Annotated in this window: 15 protein-coding genes, 1 pseudogene and 1 riboswitch; of the genes and pseudogenes, 7 read left to right on the forward strand and 9 right to left on the reverse strand. The window is 67.7% G+C overall.

Annotation, left to right across the window (positions count from 1 at the left end):
* Positions 1–36 precede the first annotated feature (36 nt).
* Positions 37–705 carry a hemolysin III family protein gene (locus Q9K23_RS05295; protein WP_053777658.1) on the forward strand — a complete coding sequence of 223 codons (669 nt, stop codon included), beginning with the start codon at positions 37–39 and terminating at the stop codon, positions 703–705.
* Between the two features lie 88 nt (positions 706–793).
* Here Q9K23_RS05295 and Q9K23_RS05300 read toward each other — a convergent pair.
* The 5 genes and pseudogenes from Q9K23_RS05300 to Q9K23_RS05320 all read right to left on the reverse strand — a co-directional run.
* A pseudogene (locus tag Q9K23_RS05300) lies at positions 794–1,495 on the reverse strand (ABC transporter ATP-binding protein); the annotation flags it as partial.
* Positions 1,492–2,547 carry an iron chelate uptake ABC transporter family permease subunit gene (locus Q9K23_RS05305; protein ID WP_082365943.1) on the reverse strand — a complete coding sequence of 352 codons (1,056 nt, stop codon included), beginning with the start codon at positions 2,545–2,547 and terminating at the stop codon, positions 1,492–1,494. The gene Q9K23_RS05305 and the pseudogene Q9K23_RS05300, both read right to left, overlap by 4 nt.
* A gap of 10 nt (positions 2,548–2,557) precedes the next feature.
* Positions 2,558–3,574, reverse strand: a complete 1,017-nt coding sequence (locus Q9K23_RS05310) for an ABC transporter substrate-binding protein (RefSeq protein WP_053777742.1) — start codon at positions 3,572–3,574, stop codon at positions 2,558–2,560.
* 141 nt (positions 3,575–3,715) lie between these two features.
* Positions 3,716–3,925, reverse strand: a riboswitch (cobalamin riboswitch).
* A 56-nt stretch (positions 3,926–3,981) separates the two neighbouring features.
* Entirely contained in the window at positions 3,982–5,076 is a 1,095-nt protein-coding gene (locus Q9K23_RS05315) for a 3-deoxy-7-phosphoheptulonate synthase (RefSeq protein WP_020790784.1), read from the reverse strand.
* A 283-nt stretch (positions 5,077–5,359) separates the two neighbouring features.
* A complete protein-coding gene (locus Q9K23_RS05320) occupies positions 5,360–5,806 on the reverse strand; it encodes an Lrp/AsnC family transcriptional regulator (RefSeq protein ID WP_020790786.1) in 447 nt (148 codons plus the stop codon).
* Between the two features lie 97 nt (positions 5,807–5,903).
* On the opposite strand from Q9K23_RS05320, the gene rocD reads away from it, so the two are divergent.
* The gene (rocD, locus tag Q9K23_RS05325; RefSeq protein WP_082365942.1) at positions 5,904–7,976 is read left to right on the forward strand and encodes an ornithine--oxo-acid transaminase; all 2,073 of its coding nucleotides are present in this window, start codon (positions 5,904–5,906) and stop codon (positions 7,974–7,976) included.
* Between the two features lie 52 nt (positions 7,977–8,028).
* Complete coding sequence (locus Q9K23_RS05330) at positions 8,029–8,652, forward strand: histidine phosphatase family protein (RefSeq protein ID WP_020794339.1); 624 nt, start codon at positions 8,029–8,031, stop codon at positions 8,650–8,652.
* A gap of 5 nt (positions 8,653–8,657) precedes the next feature.
* Here Q9K23_RS05330 and Q9K23_RS05335 read toward each other — a convergent pair whose 3' ends face one another.
* The 3 genes from Q9K23_RS05335 to mca are packed head-to-tail and all read right to left on the reverse strand — an operon-like array spanning position 8,658 to position 11,862.
* Positions 8,658–10,676 carry a thioredoxin domain-containing protein gene (locus Q9K23_RS05335; RefSeq protein ID WP_053777657.1) on the reverse strand — a complete coding sequence of 673 codons (2,019 nt, stop codon included), beginning with the start codon at positions 10,674–10,676 and terminating at the stop codon, positions 8,658–8,660.
* 23 nt (positions 10,677–10,699) lie between these two features.
* Positions 10,700–10,999 carry a hypothetical protein gene (locus Q9K23_RS05340; RefSeq protein WP_020790407.1) on the reverse strand — a complete coding sequence of 100 codons (300 nt, stop codon included), beginning with the start codon at positions 10,997–10,999 and terminating at the stop codon, positions 10,700–10,702.
* Positions 10,996–11,862 (reverse strand): mycothiol conjugate amidase Mca, encoded by an 867-nt coding sequence (gene mca / locus Q9K23_RS05345; RefSeq protein WP_053777740.1) that lies wholly within the window; start codon positions 11,860–11,862, stop codon positions 10,996–10,998. Before mca ends, Q9K23_RS05340 begins: the two co-directional genes overlap by 4 nt.
* A gap of 141 nt (positions 11,863–12,003) precedes the next feature.
* Here mca and Q9K23_RS05350 point away from each other — a divergent pair, with 141 nt between their 5' ends.
* The 3 genes from Q9K23_RS05350 to greA all read left to right on the forward strand — a co-directional run bounded on the left by Q9K23_RS05350 (position 12,004) and on the right by greA (position 13,889).
* Positions 12,004–12,477: a DUF4307 domain-containing protein gene (locus tag Q9K23_RS05350; protein WP_020790405.1), complete on the forward strand. Its 474-nt coding sequence runs from the start codon at positions 12,004–12,006 to the stop codon at positions 12,475–12,477.
* Positions 12,478–12,568: 91 nt separating this feature from the next.
* Positions 12,569–13,255 (forward strand): queuosine precursor transporter, encoded by a 687-nt coding sequence (locus Q9K23_RS05355; RefSeq protein WP_187343557.1) that lies wholly within the window; start codon positions 12,569–12,571, stop codon positions 13,253–13,255.
* 136 nt (positions 13,256–13,391) lie between these two features.
* On the forward strand, positions 13,392–13,889 hold the full coding sequence (gene greA, locus Q9K23_RS05360; RefSeq protein WP_020790408.1) for a transcription elongation factor GreA: 498 nt from the start codon (positions 13,392–13,394) through the stop codon (positions 13,887–13,889).
* Positions 13,890–13,995: 106 nt separating this feature from the next.
* Here greA and Q9K23_RS05365 read toward each other — a convergent pair whose 3' ends face one another.
* Positions 13,996–14,367 (reverse strand): helix-turn-helix transcriptional regulator, encoded by a 372-nt coding sequence (locus Q9K23_RS05365; protein ID WP_020790406.1) that lies wholly within the window; start codon positions 14,365–14,367, stop codon positions 13,996–13,998.
* A gap of 60 nt (positions 14,368–14,427) precedes the next feature.
* On the opposite strand from Q9K23_RS05365, the gene Q9K23_RS05370 reads away from it, so the two are divergent.
* Complete coding sequence (locus Q9K23_RS05370; RefSeq protein ID WP_053777655.1) at positions 14,428–17,928, forward strand: helicase-related protein; 3,501 nt, start codon at positions 14,428–14,430, stop codon at positions 17,926–17,928.
* The last annotated feature ends 47 nt before the right edge of the window (positions 17,929–17,975 follow it).

Genomic DNA, 17,975 nt, shown 5'->3' on the forward strand with positions numbered 1-17,975 from the left:
GACGCCCGGACCTACGGTTACGGTACCGTAGGTTACGTGACTCCCCTGCTGACGACGCCGGTCGCCGAGCGACCCCGCCTGCGTGGCGTCATCCACCAGTACGCGGCCTTCGTCGCCGCGGCGTGCGGCATCGCCGTGATCGTGGGCGCCGCGCTCCTGCGCGGCAGCGCCGCCGCGGTGTCGTGCGCCGTCTACGCCGTCACCATCGTCGGACTCTTCGCGGTGTCGGCGAGCTACCACCGCATCCCGTGGAAGTCGCCGCGCGCCCAGATCCGGATGAAACGCGCCGACCATTCGATGATCTTCGTCTTCATCGCCGGCACGTACACGCCGTTCTGCGTGATGGCACTGCCCGACCCCGCCCGCTGGTGGGTGCTCGGCATCGTCTGGGCCGGCGCACTCAGCGGCGTCGTCCTCAAGATCGCCTGGCCCGCCGCCCCACGCTGGCTCGGTGTGACCCTCTACGTCCTGCTCGGCTGGGTGATCGTGGCCGTCGCCCCGGTCCTGGTCGAGCATGCCGGCGTCACCGTGCTGGTACTGCTGGCACTCGGCGGGGTCTTCTACACCGTCGGCGGCGTGCTCTACGCGATCCGCTGGCCCGACCCGTGGCCGACGGTCTTCGGCCACCACGAGGTGTTCCATGTGTGCACCGCGATCGCGGCGCTGGCCCACTACGTCGCGGTGTGGCTGGTCGTCGCCGGCTGACGCGACGCCCCGCCTCCGGCCGGGCACCTGCCCCGAGGGAGCGCTTGTACACCACCGTGAGCTCACCGTCATCGGTGAGGATCCGCGTCTGCACGCCGTACACATCGGCGATCAGCTCGGTGGTCAGCACCTCGGCGGGCGGACCGAACGACACCACCCGACCGGACCGCATCACCAGCAGCCGGTCGCAGTACCGTGCCGCCAGGTTGAGGTCGTGCAGGGCGACGTAGCTGGTCACCGGCAGATCCGCGACCAACGCGAGGACGTCGAGCTGGTGGGCGATGTCGAGATGGTTGGTCGGCTCGTCGAGCAGCAACTCGGCCGGCTCCTGTGCGAGCGCCCGGGCGATCTGCACACGCTGACGTTCACCGCCGGACAAGGTGTGCCACATCCGGTGCGCCTTGTCGGTCAGACCGGTCTGTGCCAGCACCCGCTCCACCACATCGTCACCGCCGGCATCGGCACCGAGCATCGACGCGTGCGGAATCCGGCCCAGCCGGACCACGTCCACCACCTCGATGTCGGTGTCGGTGGCCGAATGCTGCGACACCACCGCCACGCGGCGGGCGATCTCCCGGCGCCGGAGCGAACCGAGTTCGGTGCCGTCGAGGCGCACCGTCCCCGAATCCGGCCGCGTCACCCCGGCCAGCGCGCGGATCAGCGAGGACTTCCCGGACCCGTTGGGGCCGAGGATTCCGACGGTCTCCCCCGGCCCCGGCTGCAGCGTCACACCGTCGAGGATGAGGTGGCCGCCGCGGCTCCACCGGATCTCTGTTGCCGTCAAGGTCATGAGGGCCTCCGCATCCGGATCAACAGGGCCGCGAACACCGGGACACCGATCAGCGCGGTCACCACTCCGACCGGGATCTCCTGGGGTGCGAACACCGTCCGCGACAACGCGTCCACCCAGATCATGAAGACCCCGCCGGTCAAGGCCACGGCGGGCAGCAGCCGCCGATGCCCGATCCCGACCATCAGCCGGGTGGCGTGCGGGAGCACCAGCCCGACGAAGCCGATCGCGCCGACCGCGCTGACCAGCGTGGCGGTCACCACCGCGACGATCGTCAGCAGCAGGGCCCGCTCACGGGCCACCGACACGCCCAGGGTCGCCGCGGCACCGGCCCCGAAGGTGAACGCGTCGAGCGAGGCCGCACGGACCAGACACACCGCGAACCCGAGGCCGGTGGCGACAGCGCACAGCGCGACCTGGTTCCAGGTGACCCCCGACATCGAGCCCAGCAGCCAGAACAGGATGCCGCGGGTCCGCTCGGCGTCGGCCGAGGAGATCACGATGAAGGAGGTGAGCGACGAGAACAGCTGGGTGCCGGCCACACCGGCGAGCACGATCCGCGACGTCCCGCCGCCGGCGCCCATCGCCAGTGCCATCACCACGATGAACGAGACGATGGCACCGGCGAAGGCACCCGCCGACAACGACAGCACCCCGCCGCCCACACCGAGCACCACCACCACGACAGCACCGGTCGAGGCGCCCGAGGAGACGCCCAGGACATACGGGTCGGCCAGCGGATTACGCAGCAGCGACTGCATGATCACACCGCACATCGCCAGGCCCGCACCGCACACCGCCGCCATCAGCGCCCGCGGGACACGCAGTTCCCACACGATGCCCTGCCGGACCGGCGAGAGATCGGAGTCGGGGCCGCCGAGGTGGGCCAGGATCACGCGGTAGACGTCGGCCACCGACAGGTCGGCGACGCCGATGGTCACCGACACCGCGATCGAGGCGACCAATGCGATCGGCCCGATCACCCAGATCGCCGACCGCGCAAGGCCGGACGCCCGCTGCCCGGCCGGCGGACGCTCCAGTGTCGTCGTCATCGTGGGCTTCTCAGCCTGCGAGGTTCCAGCCGCGCAGTCCGGCCGAGACCTTCTCGACGCCGTCGACGGTACGGATGGACGGATTGAGGTCGGCACCGTTGACCACGATGTATCGCTTGTTCTGCACCGCCTCCATCTTGCTGGTCACCGGATTCGATTCCAGGAAGGCGATCTTGCTGTCCAGTGCGTCGCCGTCGATGCTGCGGCGGCTGAGGTCGGCGAGCACGATCGCGGTGGGATTGCGGTCGGCCACGCTCTCCCAGCTCACCTGCGGCCACTCGTCGGTGGTGTCGGCGTAGATGTTCTTCGCGCCGACGGCATCGGAGATCACACCCGACGATCCGCAGCACCCGGCCATATACGGCGTCTGGGTGTCGGCGAACCAGTACACCAGCGAGGTGTTGTCATCGGTCCCGGTGATGGCCGCCGCCGAATACCGTTGCTGCAGAGAGGAGATCAGCTCCTCACCACGGTCGGAGACATCGAAGATCTGGGCGAGCTCGCGGATCTCCTGGTAGATCAGGTCCATGGTCAGCGGTTCCGAACGCGCACCGTCGGCGTTCACGCTGGTCGCCGCGCGTCCCACGCAGTCGGTCGGCGAGAGGTAGGTGCCCACGCCGAGCCGTTCGAACTGGTCGCGGTCGCCGACGCCGCCGGGACCCAGTGTTCCGCCGAACGACGCGGTCACGAAGTCGGGCTCGGTGGCCAGCACCGTCTCCAGCGACGGCTTGTTGTCGGCCAGACGCGGGACCGACTCATTCGCCTGTGCCAGATCGGGTTTCACCGGATCGGTCCAGGTCGCGGTCCCCACCATGCGATCGGCGAGACCCAGCGACAGCAGGATCTCGGTGGAGCCCTGGTTCAGCGACACCACGCGCTGCGGGGCCTGTTCGACGGCCACCGTCTGGCCGCAGTTCTCGATCGAGACCGCCGCCGCGGAGGCCTCGTCACCGTCGGAATCGGTCGAACATGCCACTGCGGCAGCCGCTATCGTCAACGATCCGATGATCGCGAGCGATCGCCGCATCGACGTCTGTGAGATCACGTGACCCACCTGCGCCCTTCGTCATATGCGGGCACACCGGAGCGTCAGGACACCGAGCGGCCACCTACCGCCCAGATGTGAACGCACCGACCATATCCCGCGAGGTCGATGTGCACCGCGGGGGTGTTCCGCGGTCACGTCGGCAGGTCTTCGGACTCCGGACTCCGGCACCTCCGTGCCACCTACCGATGGCCGCTTCCCAGGTCGTCACCGACCCAGTGCCCTGGCCACCATCGTTTCCGTCACCGCTGCGGGGCAGCTCTGGATTCTCACCAGATTCCCTCTTGGCCGGCCGGGACATCTCCCGGCCAGACCGACGCGGGGCGAGCCTATCAGCCACCGGATCGCGACATTTCCGGCACCCACGGCGCCGGGGCGGCACGCAGGTGTCAGCCGCGTGCCAGATCGGCCAGTACCGCGGCGCTGACCTCCCAGTCCATGCACTTGTCGGTCACCGACTTGCCGTAGACGAGCGGCTCGGCGTCCGGCGACTGCGCCCCGGCCTCGATGAAGCTCTCCAGCATCACACCGCTGATGACCGGTTCGCGGCCGGCCGCGCGGGTGGCGCGCACCGATGCCGCGATCTCGGCGGCCACCTGCGCCTGGCGCACATGGTCTTTGCCGGAGTTGGCGTGGCTGGCATCGATCATGACGCGAGCGGGCAGGCCCGCCTTGTCCAGTGCCGCAACCGCATCGGCGATCGACACCTCGTCGTAGTTGGGGCCGGGGGTGCCGCCGCGCAGGATGATGTGACAGTCGGTGTTGCCCGCCGACTCCACCAGTGCACCACGCCCGAAGTCATCGACACCGAAGAAGACATGCTGTGCTGCAGCGGCTTTCACACCGTCGATCGCGACCTGGACATTGCCGTCGGTGCCGTTCTTGAATCCGATCGGCATCGAGAGACCGGAGGCGAGCTGACGGTGTACCTGCGACTCGGTGGTGCGGGCACCGATCGCACCCCATGCCACCGCGTCGGCGATGTACTGCGGGCTGGTCGGCTCGAGGAACTCACACCCCACCGGCAGCCCGAGGTCGATGATGTCGAGCAGCAACGAGCGTGCGGTGCGCAGACCCCGCTCGACGTCGTAGGTCCCGTCCATGCCCGGGTCGTTGATCAGACCCTTCCATCCGACGGTGGTGCGCGGCTTCTCGAAGTAGACCCGCATCACGATCTTGAGGCGGTCGTCGTACTGGGTGGCCAGCGGCGCCAGGCGGCGGGCGTAGTCGATGGCGGCCACCGGATCGTGTACCGAACACGGTCCGACGACGACGAGCAGGCGGTCGTCGGCACCGGCCAGGATGGCGGCGATCTCGTCGCGATCACGCTGCACGGCAACGGCCCGGCGTGCGGTGAGCGGCAGTTCGGTGCGGATGACATCCGGCGACGGGATCGAGCGGAATGCCTTGACCCGACGGTCCGAGGTGTTCTCGACGGTGTCGGTGGACGTCGATGTCCGGGGCAGATCTCCGAGGGTGGTCACGGTGTGCCTTTCGCGGGTGTGAGGGGCCTGTCATCTCGGCCGGCCACCCGCTGTCGTCATCGGAGGCCCTTGAAATGACAAGAGCAGCGACCGTTCTGGTCACTGCTCGGGCTCCGGGTTGTGTGGTGTGCGCAGTCAGCGCTTCATCGCAGGCTCACCCGGAGCCTCGATAAAGCGCCAATAGCCGCGCACGGAGTGGATCACGTCGCCGAGGTTAGCACACGACGACCCGACCCGACGAAACACGGTCGTCACAGGTCACGGCCGTTTGCCGGCGCCGAGCCTACGGATGACCACGGTCGATGAGGTGGCTGAGCACGATGATCGACTCGGTCCGGTCCACCGGACCGGCCTGCCGGATACGTTCGAGGGCCTGCTCGAGGTGGTGCACATCGCGGGCCATCAGTCGCAGGATGGCATCGGCCTGTCCGGTGATCGTCGCCGCCGACACCACCTCCTGGATCGGTTCCCACGACGCCCGCAGGTCTTCCGGCGAGATGTTGCCCCGGCAGAACACCTGCACATAGGCCTCGGTGTTCCACTGCATCGCGGCCGGATCGATCACCGTGGTGAAGCCGGTGATCACGCCGTCGGCGACGAGTCGGTCGACCCGCCGCTTCACCGCCGGCGCCGACAGCCCCACCTGCGCACCGATGTCGGCATAGGTGGCGCGGGCATCGCGGGTGAGGCAGACGAGCACCTTTTCGTCGAGATCGTCGAGCTCGCGCAAGACTTCACCCCTTACCCGCCGACGACGACCGAAATCTTCAACAGAGACGCAATCGGTGACGATTGATTGCGTCAGATACCGACCCTACGCTCGAACTATGACGCTGACCAGCTCGTACTCCGCCGTGTCCGCTCCCCGGATCGCCCACCATCGCACCTTCGCGATGACCCCGCCGACCCACTTCACCGTCACCTACGCGATCAATCCCTGGATGGACCCGACGGTCCCGGTCGACACCGCCCGTGCGCTCGCCCAGTGGGAACAGCTGTGCCGGGTCTATCGCGACCTCGGACACACCGTGCGCCTCGTCGATCCGCAGCCGGGCCTGCCGGACATGGTCTATGCGGCCAACGGCGGGCTCGTGGTGAACGGCCGGGCGATCGCCGCACGGTTCACCTTTCCCGAGCGGGCCGCCGAGGCCGGTCACTACGCCGACTGGTTCACCGCCGCAGGCCTGGGCGAGGTGTACCGCACCGCAGGCACCCAGGAGGGCGAGGGCGACTTCCTCGTGGTCGGCGAGCGCATCCTGGCCGGTACCGGGTTCCGCACCGATCCGGCCACACATGCCGAGGTCGCCGCGATCACCGGGCTGCCGGTGATCACCCTGGAGCTGTGCGACCCGCGGTTCTATCACCTCGACACCGCCCTCGGTGTGCTCGACCAGAACACCATCGCCTACTACCCGCCCGCCTTCTCCGAACCCTCCCGCCGACTGCTGGCGCAGCTGTATCCGGACGCGATCATCGCGACCGCCGCCGACGCCGAGGTGCTGGGGCTCAACCTGGTCTCCGACGGGCGCAACGTCGTGATGACCGATGCCGCACCGGGACTGGCGGCCCGGCTGCGCGAGGCGGGATTCGAGACGATCGGCGTCGATCTGTCCGAACTGCTCGCCGGTGGCGGCGGGATCAAATGCTGCACACTGGAGCTGCGCCCCTCCGACCCCGACCGGCCGGTGCCCCACCGAACGGAGGCAATGATGCCTGATCTCGCCGAACCCCATGTGGCCCACAACTACTCACCGCTACCGGTGACCGCGGCATCCGCCGAGGGCGCCTGGATCACCGATGTCGACGGTCGCCGGTATCTCGACTGCCTCGGCGCCTACTCCGCGGTGAACTTCGGCCACCGCAATCCCGAGATCGTGGCCGCGGCGCGCGCCCAGCTCGATCGGGTCACCTTGACCAGTCGCGCTTTTCGTTCCGATCGGCTCGAACCCTTCTGTGCCGCACTGGCAGAGCTGTGCGGCAAGGAGATGGTGCTGCCGATGAACACCGGCGCAGAGGCCGTCGAGTCGGCCCTCAAGGTGGCCCGTAAGTGGGGCTACGACGTCAAGGGGGTACCCGACGGGCGTGCCGAGATCATCGTGGCCGGCGGCAACTTCCACGGTCGCACGATCACCATCGTGGGCTTCAGCGACGACGACGACGCCCGCGGTGGATTCGGGCCGTTCACACCGGGATTCGTCCGCGTGCCCTACGGCGACGCGGCTGCGGTGGCCGACGCGATCACCGACGACACCGTCGCGGTGCTCGTCGAGCCGATCCAGGGCGAGGCCGGGATCATCGTCCCGCCCGACGACTATCTGCCCGCCGTGCGGGCGCTGTGCACTGACAACCGGGTGCTGATGATCGCCGACGAGATCCAGTCCGGGCTCGGCCGCACCGGCACCACCTTCGCGTGCGAACACTGGGGTGTGGTCCCCGATGTCTACACGCTCGGCAAGGCCCTCGGCGGCGGTATCCTCCCGGTGTCGGCGGTGGTCGCCGACACCGAGGTGCTCGGCGTCCTGCATCCCGGTCAGCACGGCTCGACCTTCGGTGGCAATCCGCTCGCCGCGGCGGTCGGGCACACCGTCGTCCGGATGCTCGCCGACGGCACCTGGCAGGCCCGGGCCGCGTCGCTCGGCACCCGGCTGCACACACGGCTCGCCGACCTCGTCGGTCCCGATGTCCTACAGGTCCGCGGCAAGGGCCTGTGGGCGGGAATCGACATCGACCCGGCACTGGGCACCGGCAAACAGATCTGCCTCGCGCTCGCCGACGCCGGGGTGCTCGCCAAGGACACCCACGGTTCCACCCTGCGGCTGGCCCCGCCGCTGGTGATCACACCCGACGAGATCGACTGGATGGTCGACCGATTCGCCGCGGTGCTGCGCGGGCGCCACTGATCACAGCCGATCGCGGCCCGTCGGTCCACCGGGCAGGACTAGGCTCGGACAGATGACCGACGCCGACCGCACCCGCCGCGTCCTGTTGATCCGACACGGCCAGACCGCCTGGTCGTTGTCGAATCAGCACACCGGACGCACCGACATCGACCTGACGCCACGGGGTGAACAGGACGCTGCGGCGCTGGCGGGCCTCGCCGACCGGATCGGTCTGTGCCGGCCGTATGTGATCGCCTCGCCCCGGCGCCGCGCGCAGCGGACCGCCGAGCTCGCGGGTCTCCATGTCGACGAGACGAGTGAACTGTTCGCCGAGTGGGACTACGGCGACTACGAGGGTCTGACCCGTCTGGAGATCCAGCGCGACCACGAGCCGGGCTGGACGATCTGGACGCATGGCGCCCGCGGTGGCGAGTCGGTGGCCGACATGACGCGGCGGGTCGACGCCGCGGTCGACCATGTGGAGGCGCGGCTACCGGAGTCGGATGTGATCGTGGTGTCCCACGGTCATTTCTCCCGCTCGTTCATCTGCCGGTTCCTCGGCTGGCCGATCACGCAGGGCGCCGCGGTCGACCTGCGTCCGGCCGGATCGGCACTGCTGGCCGAACCCGACGGTGATCGACGGCTCTCGGAACTGCGTGGCCCCGAGGGATACTGGGCCTCGGCCGCATCGATCTGATCGCGTCAGATCCCCTGATCGCGTGAGAACCCCAGTGCCGCAGCAAGTTCCGCGGACGAGGTGACCGGGAGATCGCACACGGCGCCACGGCACACATAGACCGCGTCGGCACCGTTCACCGGTCCCCGATCGGTCAGCAGTGACATCGAATCCCGGCGGCCCGCCACCACGATCGCCCCGCCCGGGGCGAGTTGTCGTGCCCGAGCGGCCAACTCGCCGTCGGTGCCCCCGTCCTGCGCCACCGCCAGCTGTATCGGCCCGGACAGGCGCGCCTGGGTCACGGCCAGCCAGTGCCCGGCCGATCGTGCGACCTTGGCCTGCAGCACCGCACCCCGGGACAACGTCGCATCGAGCAGTCCGGTGTACCGGGCGGCGCGGTCGGGTGTGGCCAGGGTCGACGCCAGGAGCAGCGCCTCGGCCAGCAACGACGCGCCGGCCGGGGTGGCGCCGTCGATCGGGTCGCGCGGCCGGGCGATCAGGTCACCGGCGGGTGCGTCGAACCAGCTGCCCTCCTCACCGGGATCGCCGAAGGTGTCGATCGCGGTGTCGAGGAGGGTGAGAGCCGCGTCGGCCCACCGTTTCTCGCCGGTCGCCTGGTACAGGGTGAACAGGGCGGTGCACAGCGCCGCATGATCGTCGAGGGCCGCGGCCGGACGCCCCACCACACCGCCCAGCGACGACCGGCGCAGGGTGCCGTCGACGATGTGGCGCGCCAGCAGTGCGTCGGCGACGCCGGCGCCCAGGGCGACCCACTCGGCGCGGCGCAGTCCCGTCCCCGCCTCCACGAGCGCGGTCACCGCGAGCGCATTCCAGCCGGTGACCACCTTGTCGTCACGCGCGGGCTGGACCCGGTCGGCGCGTGCGGCGAGCAGCCGGCGGCGGACATCGGCGAACCGGTCCGGGTCGTCGGCGTCGAACCGCAGTTGCAGCGTCGAGCTGCCGTGCTCGAAGGTCCCCGCGGCGGTGACCCCGAACACCTCTGCCGCCCAGGCGCCGTCGTCGAGGCCGAGTACCTCGGTCAGCTGCGTCGGGGTCCACACATAGGTCGATCCCTCCACCCCGTCGGCATCGGCGTCGAGGGCCGAGGCGAATCCGCCGTCGACGAGCAGATCGCGTTTCAGGAACTCGATGACCTCCTCGGTGACGCGGAGGGCGAGCGGTTCACCGGTGCGGCGGGCCAGATGTGCGTACACCCGGAGCAGTTGCGCATTGTCGTAGAGCATCTTCTCGAAATGCGGCACCACCCAGGCGGAGTCGACGGTGTACCGCGCGAAGCCCCCGGCCAGCTGGTCGTAGATGCCGCCGCGTGCCATCGCGTCGCAGGCGCGCACCGCGGCCGCGGCGGCGTCGGGCAGGCCGGTGCGTTCGGTGTGCCGCAGCAGCCCCTCGAGCAGCGCCGACGGCGGGAACTTGGGTGCCCCGCCGAATCCGCCGTTCTCCCGGTCCTCCTCGCCGAGGACCGTGCTCACCGCGTGTGCCGCCAACCGGTCGTCGACCTCGAGTGCCCCGCCCGGCAGCGGCGCGGCGTTGGCGTGCAGGTGGTCGCGGACCTTGGCGCCGACGTTCTCCAGTTCCTCGCGCCGCTCGGTCCATGCGGTGGTGACCGCCGACAGCACCTGCCGGAACGACGGCATCCCGCCCCGCGGTGCGTCCGGGTAGTAGGTGCCGCAGTAGAACGGTTCACCGCCCGGGGTGAGGAAGCAGGTCATCGGCCAGCCGCCCTGACCGGTCATCGCCACGGTCGCGTTCATGTAGATCGCATCGATGTCGGGCCGTTCCTCGCGGTCGACCTTGACGCACACGAAGTCCCGGTTCATCTGTGCGGCGGTGGCGTCGTCCTCGAACGACTCGTGCGCCATCACATGACACCAGTGGCACGCCGCGTATCCCACCGACAGCAGGACCGGGACGTCACGGTGGCGCGCCTCGGCGAGGGCGGCCTCACCCCATTCGCGCCAGGCGACGGGGTTGTCGGCGTGCTGACGGAGATAGGGGCTCGTCGATCCGCCCAGTTCGTTGCGCATCGGCCCTCCGGTGGTGTCGGCGCTCAGGTTCCCGCGGACTTCTTGGCCGCTGCGGTGCCGTCGGCGGCGGCCGAACTCGGGTCGGACGCGTCGGGTGTCACGGTGTCGGTGCCCTCGTCGAAGGCCTGATCGGCCTCGGGATGATCGGTGTCGAAGTTCTTCGGCAGCTTCTTGAGCTGACGGTTCATCGACCAGATGAGCAGCGCGGTGCAGATCAGCAGCACGATGATCACGAGCAGTCCCAGCGGGGACGCCTTGCCGAACTCGGGGCCCTGCGGTTCCTGCTGTGCGGCGAGGATCGTGGTGTACAGAGCGGTGGTCATGGCTGCGCCTCACTTGCTGCGTCGACGCCGGCGAACAGATCGTTCTCCGGGATCGAGGTGGTCACCCGCGTCTGTGCGAGTTCGAATTCCTCGGTCGGCCACAACCGCTGCTGCCATTCCAGGGGTACCGCGAAGAAGATTCCGTTGGGGTCGATCTGGGTTGCGTGCGCCCGGAGGGCGTCGTCGCGCTGCGGGAAGTACTTGCCGCATTCGACCTGGGTGGTCACGCGGGCCATCAGGTCCCCACGGTTGGAGTCCCAGCGGCTGAGCCATTCCTTGAACGGACTCTCCTGCCCGTGCCGCTCGAACTCGTCGGAGAACAGCACCATCCGGTCCCGGATGAAGCCATGCGTGTAGTAGAGCTTCGAGATCGTCCACGGCTCCCCCGCGTCGGGGAACGCCTCCGGATCTCCGGCGGCCTCGTAGGCCGCCACCGACACCTCGTGGCAGCGGATGTGATCGGGATGCGGGTAACCGCCGTGCTCGTCGTAGGTGATCATCACGTGCGGACGGAACTCCCGCACCACCTTGACCAGGGCCTCGGTGGGCCCTTCCAGCGGAAGCGTCGCGAACGATCCCTCCGGCAGCGGCGGACGGGGGTCGCCCTCGGGCAGGCCGGAGTCGACGTAGCCCAGCCACGTCTGCTGCACGCCGAGTGCGGCGGCCGCGGCCGCCATCTCCTCCTTGCGCACCTCGTGGATGCGTTCTTTGATGCCCGGACGGTCCATCGCCGGGTTGAGGATGTCGCCCCGCTCACCCCCGGTCAGGGTGACGATCAACACCTCGTTGCCCTCGGCGGCATACTTGGCGGACGTGGCCGCACCCTTGCTCGACTCGTCATCGGGATGGGCATGCACGGCCATCAGACGCAACCCGCCGGCTGCCCTGAGCTCGCTCGGGGAGCCGGATGTCGACGCGGTCGACGGTCCGGGTTCGGCGGTCTGGGTGTCGCTCACAGTTCCTCGCCTTCGGATCGGTACTCATCTCATGGTAGGTATTGACGAGTGAACAGTTCAGACGGGGGCACACCACAAGGCCCCGACCTGCACGATCGCCCGCAGAGCGGTCCGCGGGCGACCTACCCCGTCGAACAATCGGCGCGCAGCAAGCGCTACTGGTTCCTCGGATTGTCCGCTCTCGTCGTCATCACCGGTGTGGTGTTGGCCCTCATCAGCTACCAGAAGTTCGCCGACCCGGATGTCTCCGGTCAGGCCACCGGTTACGAGATCCTCGACCCGTCGACCGTGGCGGTGCAGTTCACCGTCAACCGTGCCGATCCGACGCAGCCGGCGTCCTGTGTGGTGCGCGCCCGGTCGATCGACGGTGACGAGACGGGCCGTCGTGAGGTGCTGATCGCCCCGGGGGTCGCGCAGGAAGGGCATCGTGTGAACGTCAGCACGTCCAAGCCCCCGGTGATCGGTGAGGTCTTCGGCTGCACCACCGACGTCCCGGCGTACCTGACCGAACAGACCCGGTGACCGGCACAAGAGTGATCCGAGCACAGTGACAGTCACCGAAGAACGCAAACCGCGCGCCGTATTCGCCTCGATCTCGAGCCCCTACCTGCCGATGCTCACGGCGATCTTCGTCGGCGTGATGCTGATCAGCAACGTCACCGGCACCAAGGGCGTCCTGCTGTTCGACCAGTGGTTGCACATCGATGTCGGCCCCATCCAGATGGACGGTCTGGTCACCGACGGCGCATTCTTCCTCTTCCCTCTGGCCTATGTACTCGGTGACGTGATCAGCGAGGTGTACGGCTTCCGTGCCATGCGCCGGACGATCCTGGCCGGTTTCGTCGTCCTGCTGATCGCCTCGGCGTGTTTCTGGCTCACCATCCACCTGCCCGCAGCCCCCTTCTACGAGGGTCAGAGCTCCTTCGAGACGGTGGCGGGGGTGGTCCCGCAGTTCCTGCTCGCCGGGCTCCTGGGATACCTGGCCGGCGAGTTCCTCAACTCGTTCGTGCTGGTCAAGATGAAGGAGCGGGCGGGCGAGAAGCGCCTGTGGGCGCGACTCATCGGATCCACGGTGGTCGGCGAGTTCGCCGACACCCTGGTGTTCTGCTCGGTCGCCGCGAGTGCCCTGGGCATCTCCACCTGGGGTGACTTCATCAACTACACCGTCGTCGGATTCGTCTGGAAGACCCTCGTCGAGGTGATCGTCATGCCGATCACCTATCTCGTCGTCGGCTGGCTCAAGCGCGCCGAGCCCACATACGCCATCGCCCTGGAAAAAGCCCAGTCCGACGACGTGTGAATTCGCCCTCATCCACATTCGCTGCTACCCTGTACAGATACACGGCTCCGCGAGGGGTCGTGTTGCTGCATTTAGAGCAGTCCACATGTCACGGCGAACCGCTCGCCGGGCCGCGGACGACACAAAGGAGTGACCGATGACCGACACCCAGGTGACCTGGCTGACACAGGAGTCGCACGACCGCCTCAAGGTCGAGTTGGACTCATTGATCGCCAATCGTCCGGTCATTGCTGCCGAGATCAACGAGCGTCGCGAAGAGGGCGACCTCAAGGAGAACGGCGGATACCACGCTGCACGCGAGGAGCAGGGCCAGCAGGAGGCGCGAATCCGCCAGCTGCAGGAACTGCTGAACAACGCCAAGGTGGGCGAGGCCCCGACCCAGTCGGGCGTCGCTCTGCCCGGCTCCGTCGTGACCGTCTACTACGACGGCGACGAGTCGGACACCGAGACCTTCCTGATCGCCACCCGTGAAGAGGGCGGCGCGCAGGGCGGTTCGCTCGAGACCTACTCACCGAGTTCCCCGCTCGGCGCGGCTTTGATCGACACCAAGATCGGCGAGACGCGCGAGTACACCGTGCCCAGCGGCGCCACCATCAAGGTGACCCTGGTCAAGGCGGAGCCGTACCACAGCTGATCGGACAGACGACGAACGCCGCCACCCGCTTGGGTGGCGGCGTTCGTCGTTTCCGCTGCCTGAGTGGTTGCGTTCTGGCCTCGGAATCCGAGCCGGAACGCACCTCTCAATGGCTGTCGTCGTCCAGCGCGCCGAGGAGCCGTTCGAGTTCGGCTTCAACCCGTGAATAGGCTGCGCGAGTCGACTGTTCAGGTGATCGACGCTTGACCAGGACGTCCCCGTCCGGAATCAGCAGACGCGGGGCCACCTCGAGCGCGTACGCCAGGCGGTACACCGTCGACAGTTGCGGATCGGCGATGAACGGATCGCGATTGCTGGTGTTGCGCTCGAGATTCGAGATCTGATTGCGGTGCATTCCGCACCGCTGGGCGAGGGCCTCCTGGGATAGTCCGCGTAGTCCACGGACATAGGCGAGACGATGCCCGAACGAGTCACCGTAGGTGTCCCATTCCAGGGATCCACGTTCTCGAGCAGGCACTCACCCAATCTGTCGGACGCACAACGTATTGTCTGCACAACATGATGTGTGCCAGAAGGGATGAGGATCGTGGAGATGCACGAGCTGGTCGCGGGTGTCCGCGTGCGAGGTCGGTGGCATGGGCCCGTCGAGATCATGTCCGCAACACACCACGGGGAGACCGCTGCATCACTCGTCATTCGGCGCGTCGATGGCTCATTGGGCGAAGAGATGGTGTTCGCGGACGATCTCGCGGGCATGTCCGTTGTCGCCGACGATTCCCGGCCGTGGTCGTTCACCGCCGATCCTGCTCAGTTCAAGCTCTCCGCCGAGGCACTGCGGATTCGCATGGCCGGCGTCTACGACCCGATGCTCGCAGTCACCACCAGTGACATCTCTCCGTTGCCCCACCAGCTCCGCGCCGTCTATGGCGAGTTACTCCCCCGCACTCCGCTACGCTTCCTCCTGGCCGACGATCCCGGCGCCGGAAAGACAGTGATGGCAGGGCTTTACGCCAAAGAACTGATGCTGCGTGGAGATCTGGAACGTATGCTGATCGTCGCGCCCGGCGGTCTCGTCGATCAATGGCAGGACGAACTCGACACCAAATTCGGCGTTACCGCCACCCTGCTGACCCGAGAGCTCATCGAGACGACGGTCGGTGGAGACGCCTTCGCTGCCCATCCGCTCTTGATCGCTCGAATGGACCAGCTCGCCCGCGATGACGATCTCCTCGAGCAACTCGCCCAGAGCGAGTGGGATCTCATCATCGTCGACGAGGCGCACCGGATGTCGGCGAGCTGGTGGGGAAACGAACTCCGAAAGACCAAGCGGTTCAATCTCGGACAGCTACTCGGCTCGATCACGCGACACCTGCTGCTGATGACCGCAACACCTCACTCCGGCAACGAGGAGAACTTCCAGGCGTTCCTGTCCCTACTGGACCCCGATCGATTCGAGGGGCAGTCCCACGGCACATCACACAGCACGGACACCGCGGGGCTCATGCGGCGGATGGTCAAGGAGGAGCTACTCACCTTCGAAGGCCGACCGCTGTTCCCTGAACGAATCGCCGAGACCGTGCCGTACGCCCTGTCCCCCGGCGAGCACGAGCTCTACGAGGCGGTGACCCGCTATGTCCGCGAGGAGATGAATCGTGCGGACCAGCAAGGTGATTCACCACAGCGACGCACGGTGGGATTCGCACTCACGGTACTTCAGCGCCGTCTGGCGTCGAGCACTCACGCCATTCTCCGCAGCCTGGAACGCCGCAGGCAACGCCTCGCCACCAAACGTACCGACATGGCCGCCGGCCGTGTGACGGCAGTCAAGGAGCGGGCCGGTCTTCCTCGGCCCGATCAGTTCGACGACCCCGACGAGTTCAGCGCCGACGAGTTCGAACAGATCGAGGAACAGGTCGTCGACGCCGCAACCGCGGCACGTACGGTGGCTGAACTCGACGTCGAGATCGCCATTCTCGACGAACTGATCACCATGGCCAAAGCACTGCGCGACAGCGGAATCGACCGAAAGTGGGCCGAGCTCCGATCTCTGCTGTCCGACCGGTCACTCCTGCGCGATGAGACAGGCGCGCCTCGCAAACTGATCATCTTCACCGAGCACCGCGACACTCTCGACTATCTCGCCCGACAGATTCGGAATGTCCTCGGCGACGATGATGCCGTGCTCACCATCCATGGCGGCACCCGGCGGACCGACCGTAAGGGCATCCGTGAGAGGTTCACCCAAGAACCTCGATGCCAGGTCCTGGTCGCCACCGATGCCGCGGGCGAAGGGCTCAATCTTCAAGCCGCACACCTGATGATCAACTACGATCTGCCGTGGAATCCCAATCGGCTCGAGCAGCGCTTCGGTCGTATACACCGGATCGGCCAGCACGACGTGTGTCGCCTGTGGAACATCGTCGCCGCCGAAACCCGCGAGGGCCAGGTCTTCGTTCGTCTCTTGGAGAAGATGGACCAGCAACGCCAGGCGTACGGCGGCAGACTGTTCGACGTTCTCGGGGATGCCTTCGCCGAGAAGCCGCTCCGGGACCTCCTCATGGAGGCCATCCGTTACGGCGATGATCCCGCGCGGTTCGCAGAGATCGAGCGGGTCGTCGACGCACAGGTCGCCGACGGCTGCGAAGAGCTCGTCCGCGACCGGGCGCTGGCCAGGGAAACACTCAACCCGATGGAGATCGACCGGCTGCGTCAGCAGATGGACGAGGCGATGGCTCGCCGCCTGCAACCCCACTACATCGAGGCGTTCTTCTCGGGCGCCTTCGGCAGGCTGGGCGGTCGGCTGATCCGCAGGGAAGAGCACCGCTTTCAGATCAACAATGTCCCTGCTCTACTCCGACGGCGGGCAGTGCGTCGCGAACACGGCGGTCGTCCTGTCGTCCGATCGTACGAACGCGTCACCTTCGATCCGCAAGCGACCACGGGAGCCCGTGATGCCCGCCGCGCAGACTTGCTCACTCCCGGGCATCCCCTGTTCGACGCAGTCCTCGACACCACCATCGAGCGGTCGGCCGGAATCCTGGACGTCGGAACCGTCCTGTACGAGCCACTGAATCCAGCGCACGATCCGTACGTCCTCATGGCCATGACCGGCGAGGTGGTCAACGGCCATCACGCGGTAGTCAGCAAACGGTTCAGGTTTGTGGCGCTACATGCCGACGGCTCGATCACCGATGCAGGGCCGGCACCGCACCTCGATCTCGCACCGCTGCCCCCGGAAGCCGATGCCGCCCGCGACCTCGCACTGAATCAGCCGTGGATCGCGGGTGGGCTGACCACACGTGCCATGGGTTGGGCCGCAAGCATCGCGCAGCCCGAGCATCTCGCCGAGGTACGCGCCCAACTCCTACCGACCATCGAGAAGACAACAGCGGCAGTCCGGTCGCGGCTGATCGAGCAGGTCAACTACCTCGACGCCGAAGCTGCACGACTCCGCGAAAGCACGGACGCCGGACGACCAGGCGGACGACGCAGCAGGCAGACCCCAGAGCGACTGGCGGCCCGGGCACGCGAGCTCGAGTCCCGCCTCGCCTTCCGCACTCGTGAACTGGCCATCGATGCCATCCTCACCGCCAAGCCTCCAGCGCTCACCGCCGTCATGCTGGTGGTGCCCGCGGGAATGGTCGGAGGCCGCACTTCCGACATCGCACGCGACACCACGGTCACCGAACGCCGCGCCGTCGACGCGGTTCTCGCGGCCGAGGTCGCGTTGGGCCGAACCCCCGAAGAGATGCCGCACAACCACAAGGGCTACGACATCCGCTCGTCACCGCCCATCGATGGGTCGGGGGCCCGCAAACCCACCGTGTTCATCGAAGTGAAGGGGCGAATCGAGGGTGGGCAGCAGTTCTCGATCAGCTGCAATGAGGTCCTCCACGCGCGGAACACCGGAAGGCAACACCGTCTTGCACTGGTGTCGGTGTCTGAGCGCGGCCCCGAGTTCGACCAGATCCGATATCTCACCGACTACTTCCGCGACTACGACATGGGCACCACGGACACCGCGAGCGTGATGGTGGATTGGGCCAAGGCCTGGTCACGAGGCATGCCTCCGCACTGATCTACCAGCGAACGCCCCCGCTGTGGCACCCGGCCCGCAGGCTACGG

This window comes from Gordonia sp. NB41Y, from assembly GCF_030718915.1.
Classification (GTDB): domain Bacteria; phylum Actinomycetota; class Actinomycetes; order Mycobacteriales; family Mycobacteriaceae; genus Gordonia; species Gordonia desulfuricans.

Coding starts and splice junctions, on each gene's coding strand:
- Q9K23_RS05310 (WP_053777742.1), bottom strand. CDS start 3,574: ATGCGGCGATCGCTCGCGATCATCGGATCGTTGACGATAGCGGCTGCC.
- Q9K23_RS05355 (WP_187343557.1), top strand. CDS start 12,569: ATGCTCACGGCGATCTTCGTCGGCGTGATGCTGATCAGCAACGTCACC.
- Q9K23_RS05335 (WP_053777657.1), bottom strand. CDS start 10,676: ATGCGCAACGAACTGGGCGGATCGACGAGCCCCTATCTCCGTCAGCAC.
- Q9K23_RS05340 (WP_020790407.1), bottom strand. CDS start 10,999: ATGACCACCGCTCTGTACACCACGATCCTCGCCGCACAGCAGGAACCG.
- Q9K23_RS05330 (WP_020794339.1), top strand. CDS start 8,029: ATGACCGACGCCGACCGCACCCGCCGCGTCCTGTTGATCCGACACGGC.
- greA (WP_020790408.1), top strand. CDS start 13,392: ATGACCGACACCCAGGTGACCTGGCTGACACAGGAGTCGCACGACCGC.
- rocD (WP_082365942.1), top strand. CDS start 5,904: ATGACGCTGACCAGCTCGTACTCCGCCGTGTCCGCTCCCCGGATCGCC.
- mca (WP_053777740.1), bottom strand. CDS start 11,862: ATGGCCGTGCATGCCCATCCCGATGACGAGTCGAGCAAGGGTGCGGCC.
- Q9K23_RS05370 (WP_053777655.1), top strand. CDS start 14,428: ATGAGGATCGTGGAGATGCACGAGCTGGTCGCGGGTGTCCGCGTGCGA.
- Q9K23_RS05305 (WP_082365943.1), bottom strand. CDS start 2,547: ATGACGACGACACTGGAGCGTCCGCCGGCCGGGCAGCGGGCGTCCGGC.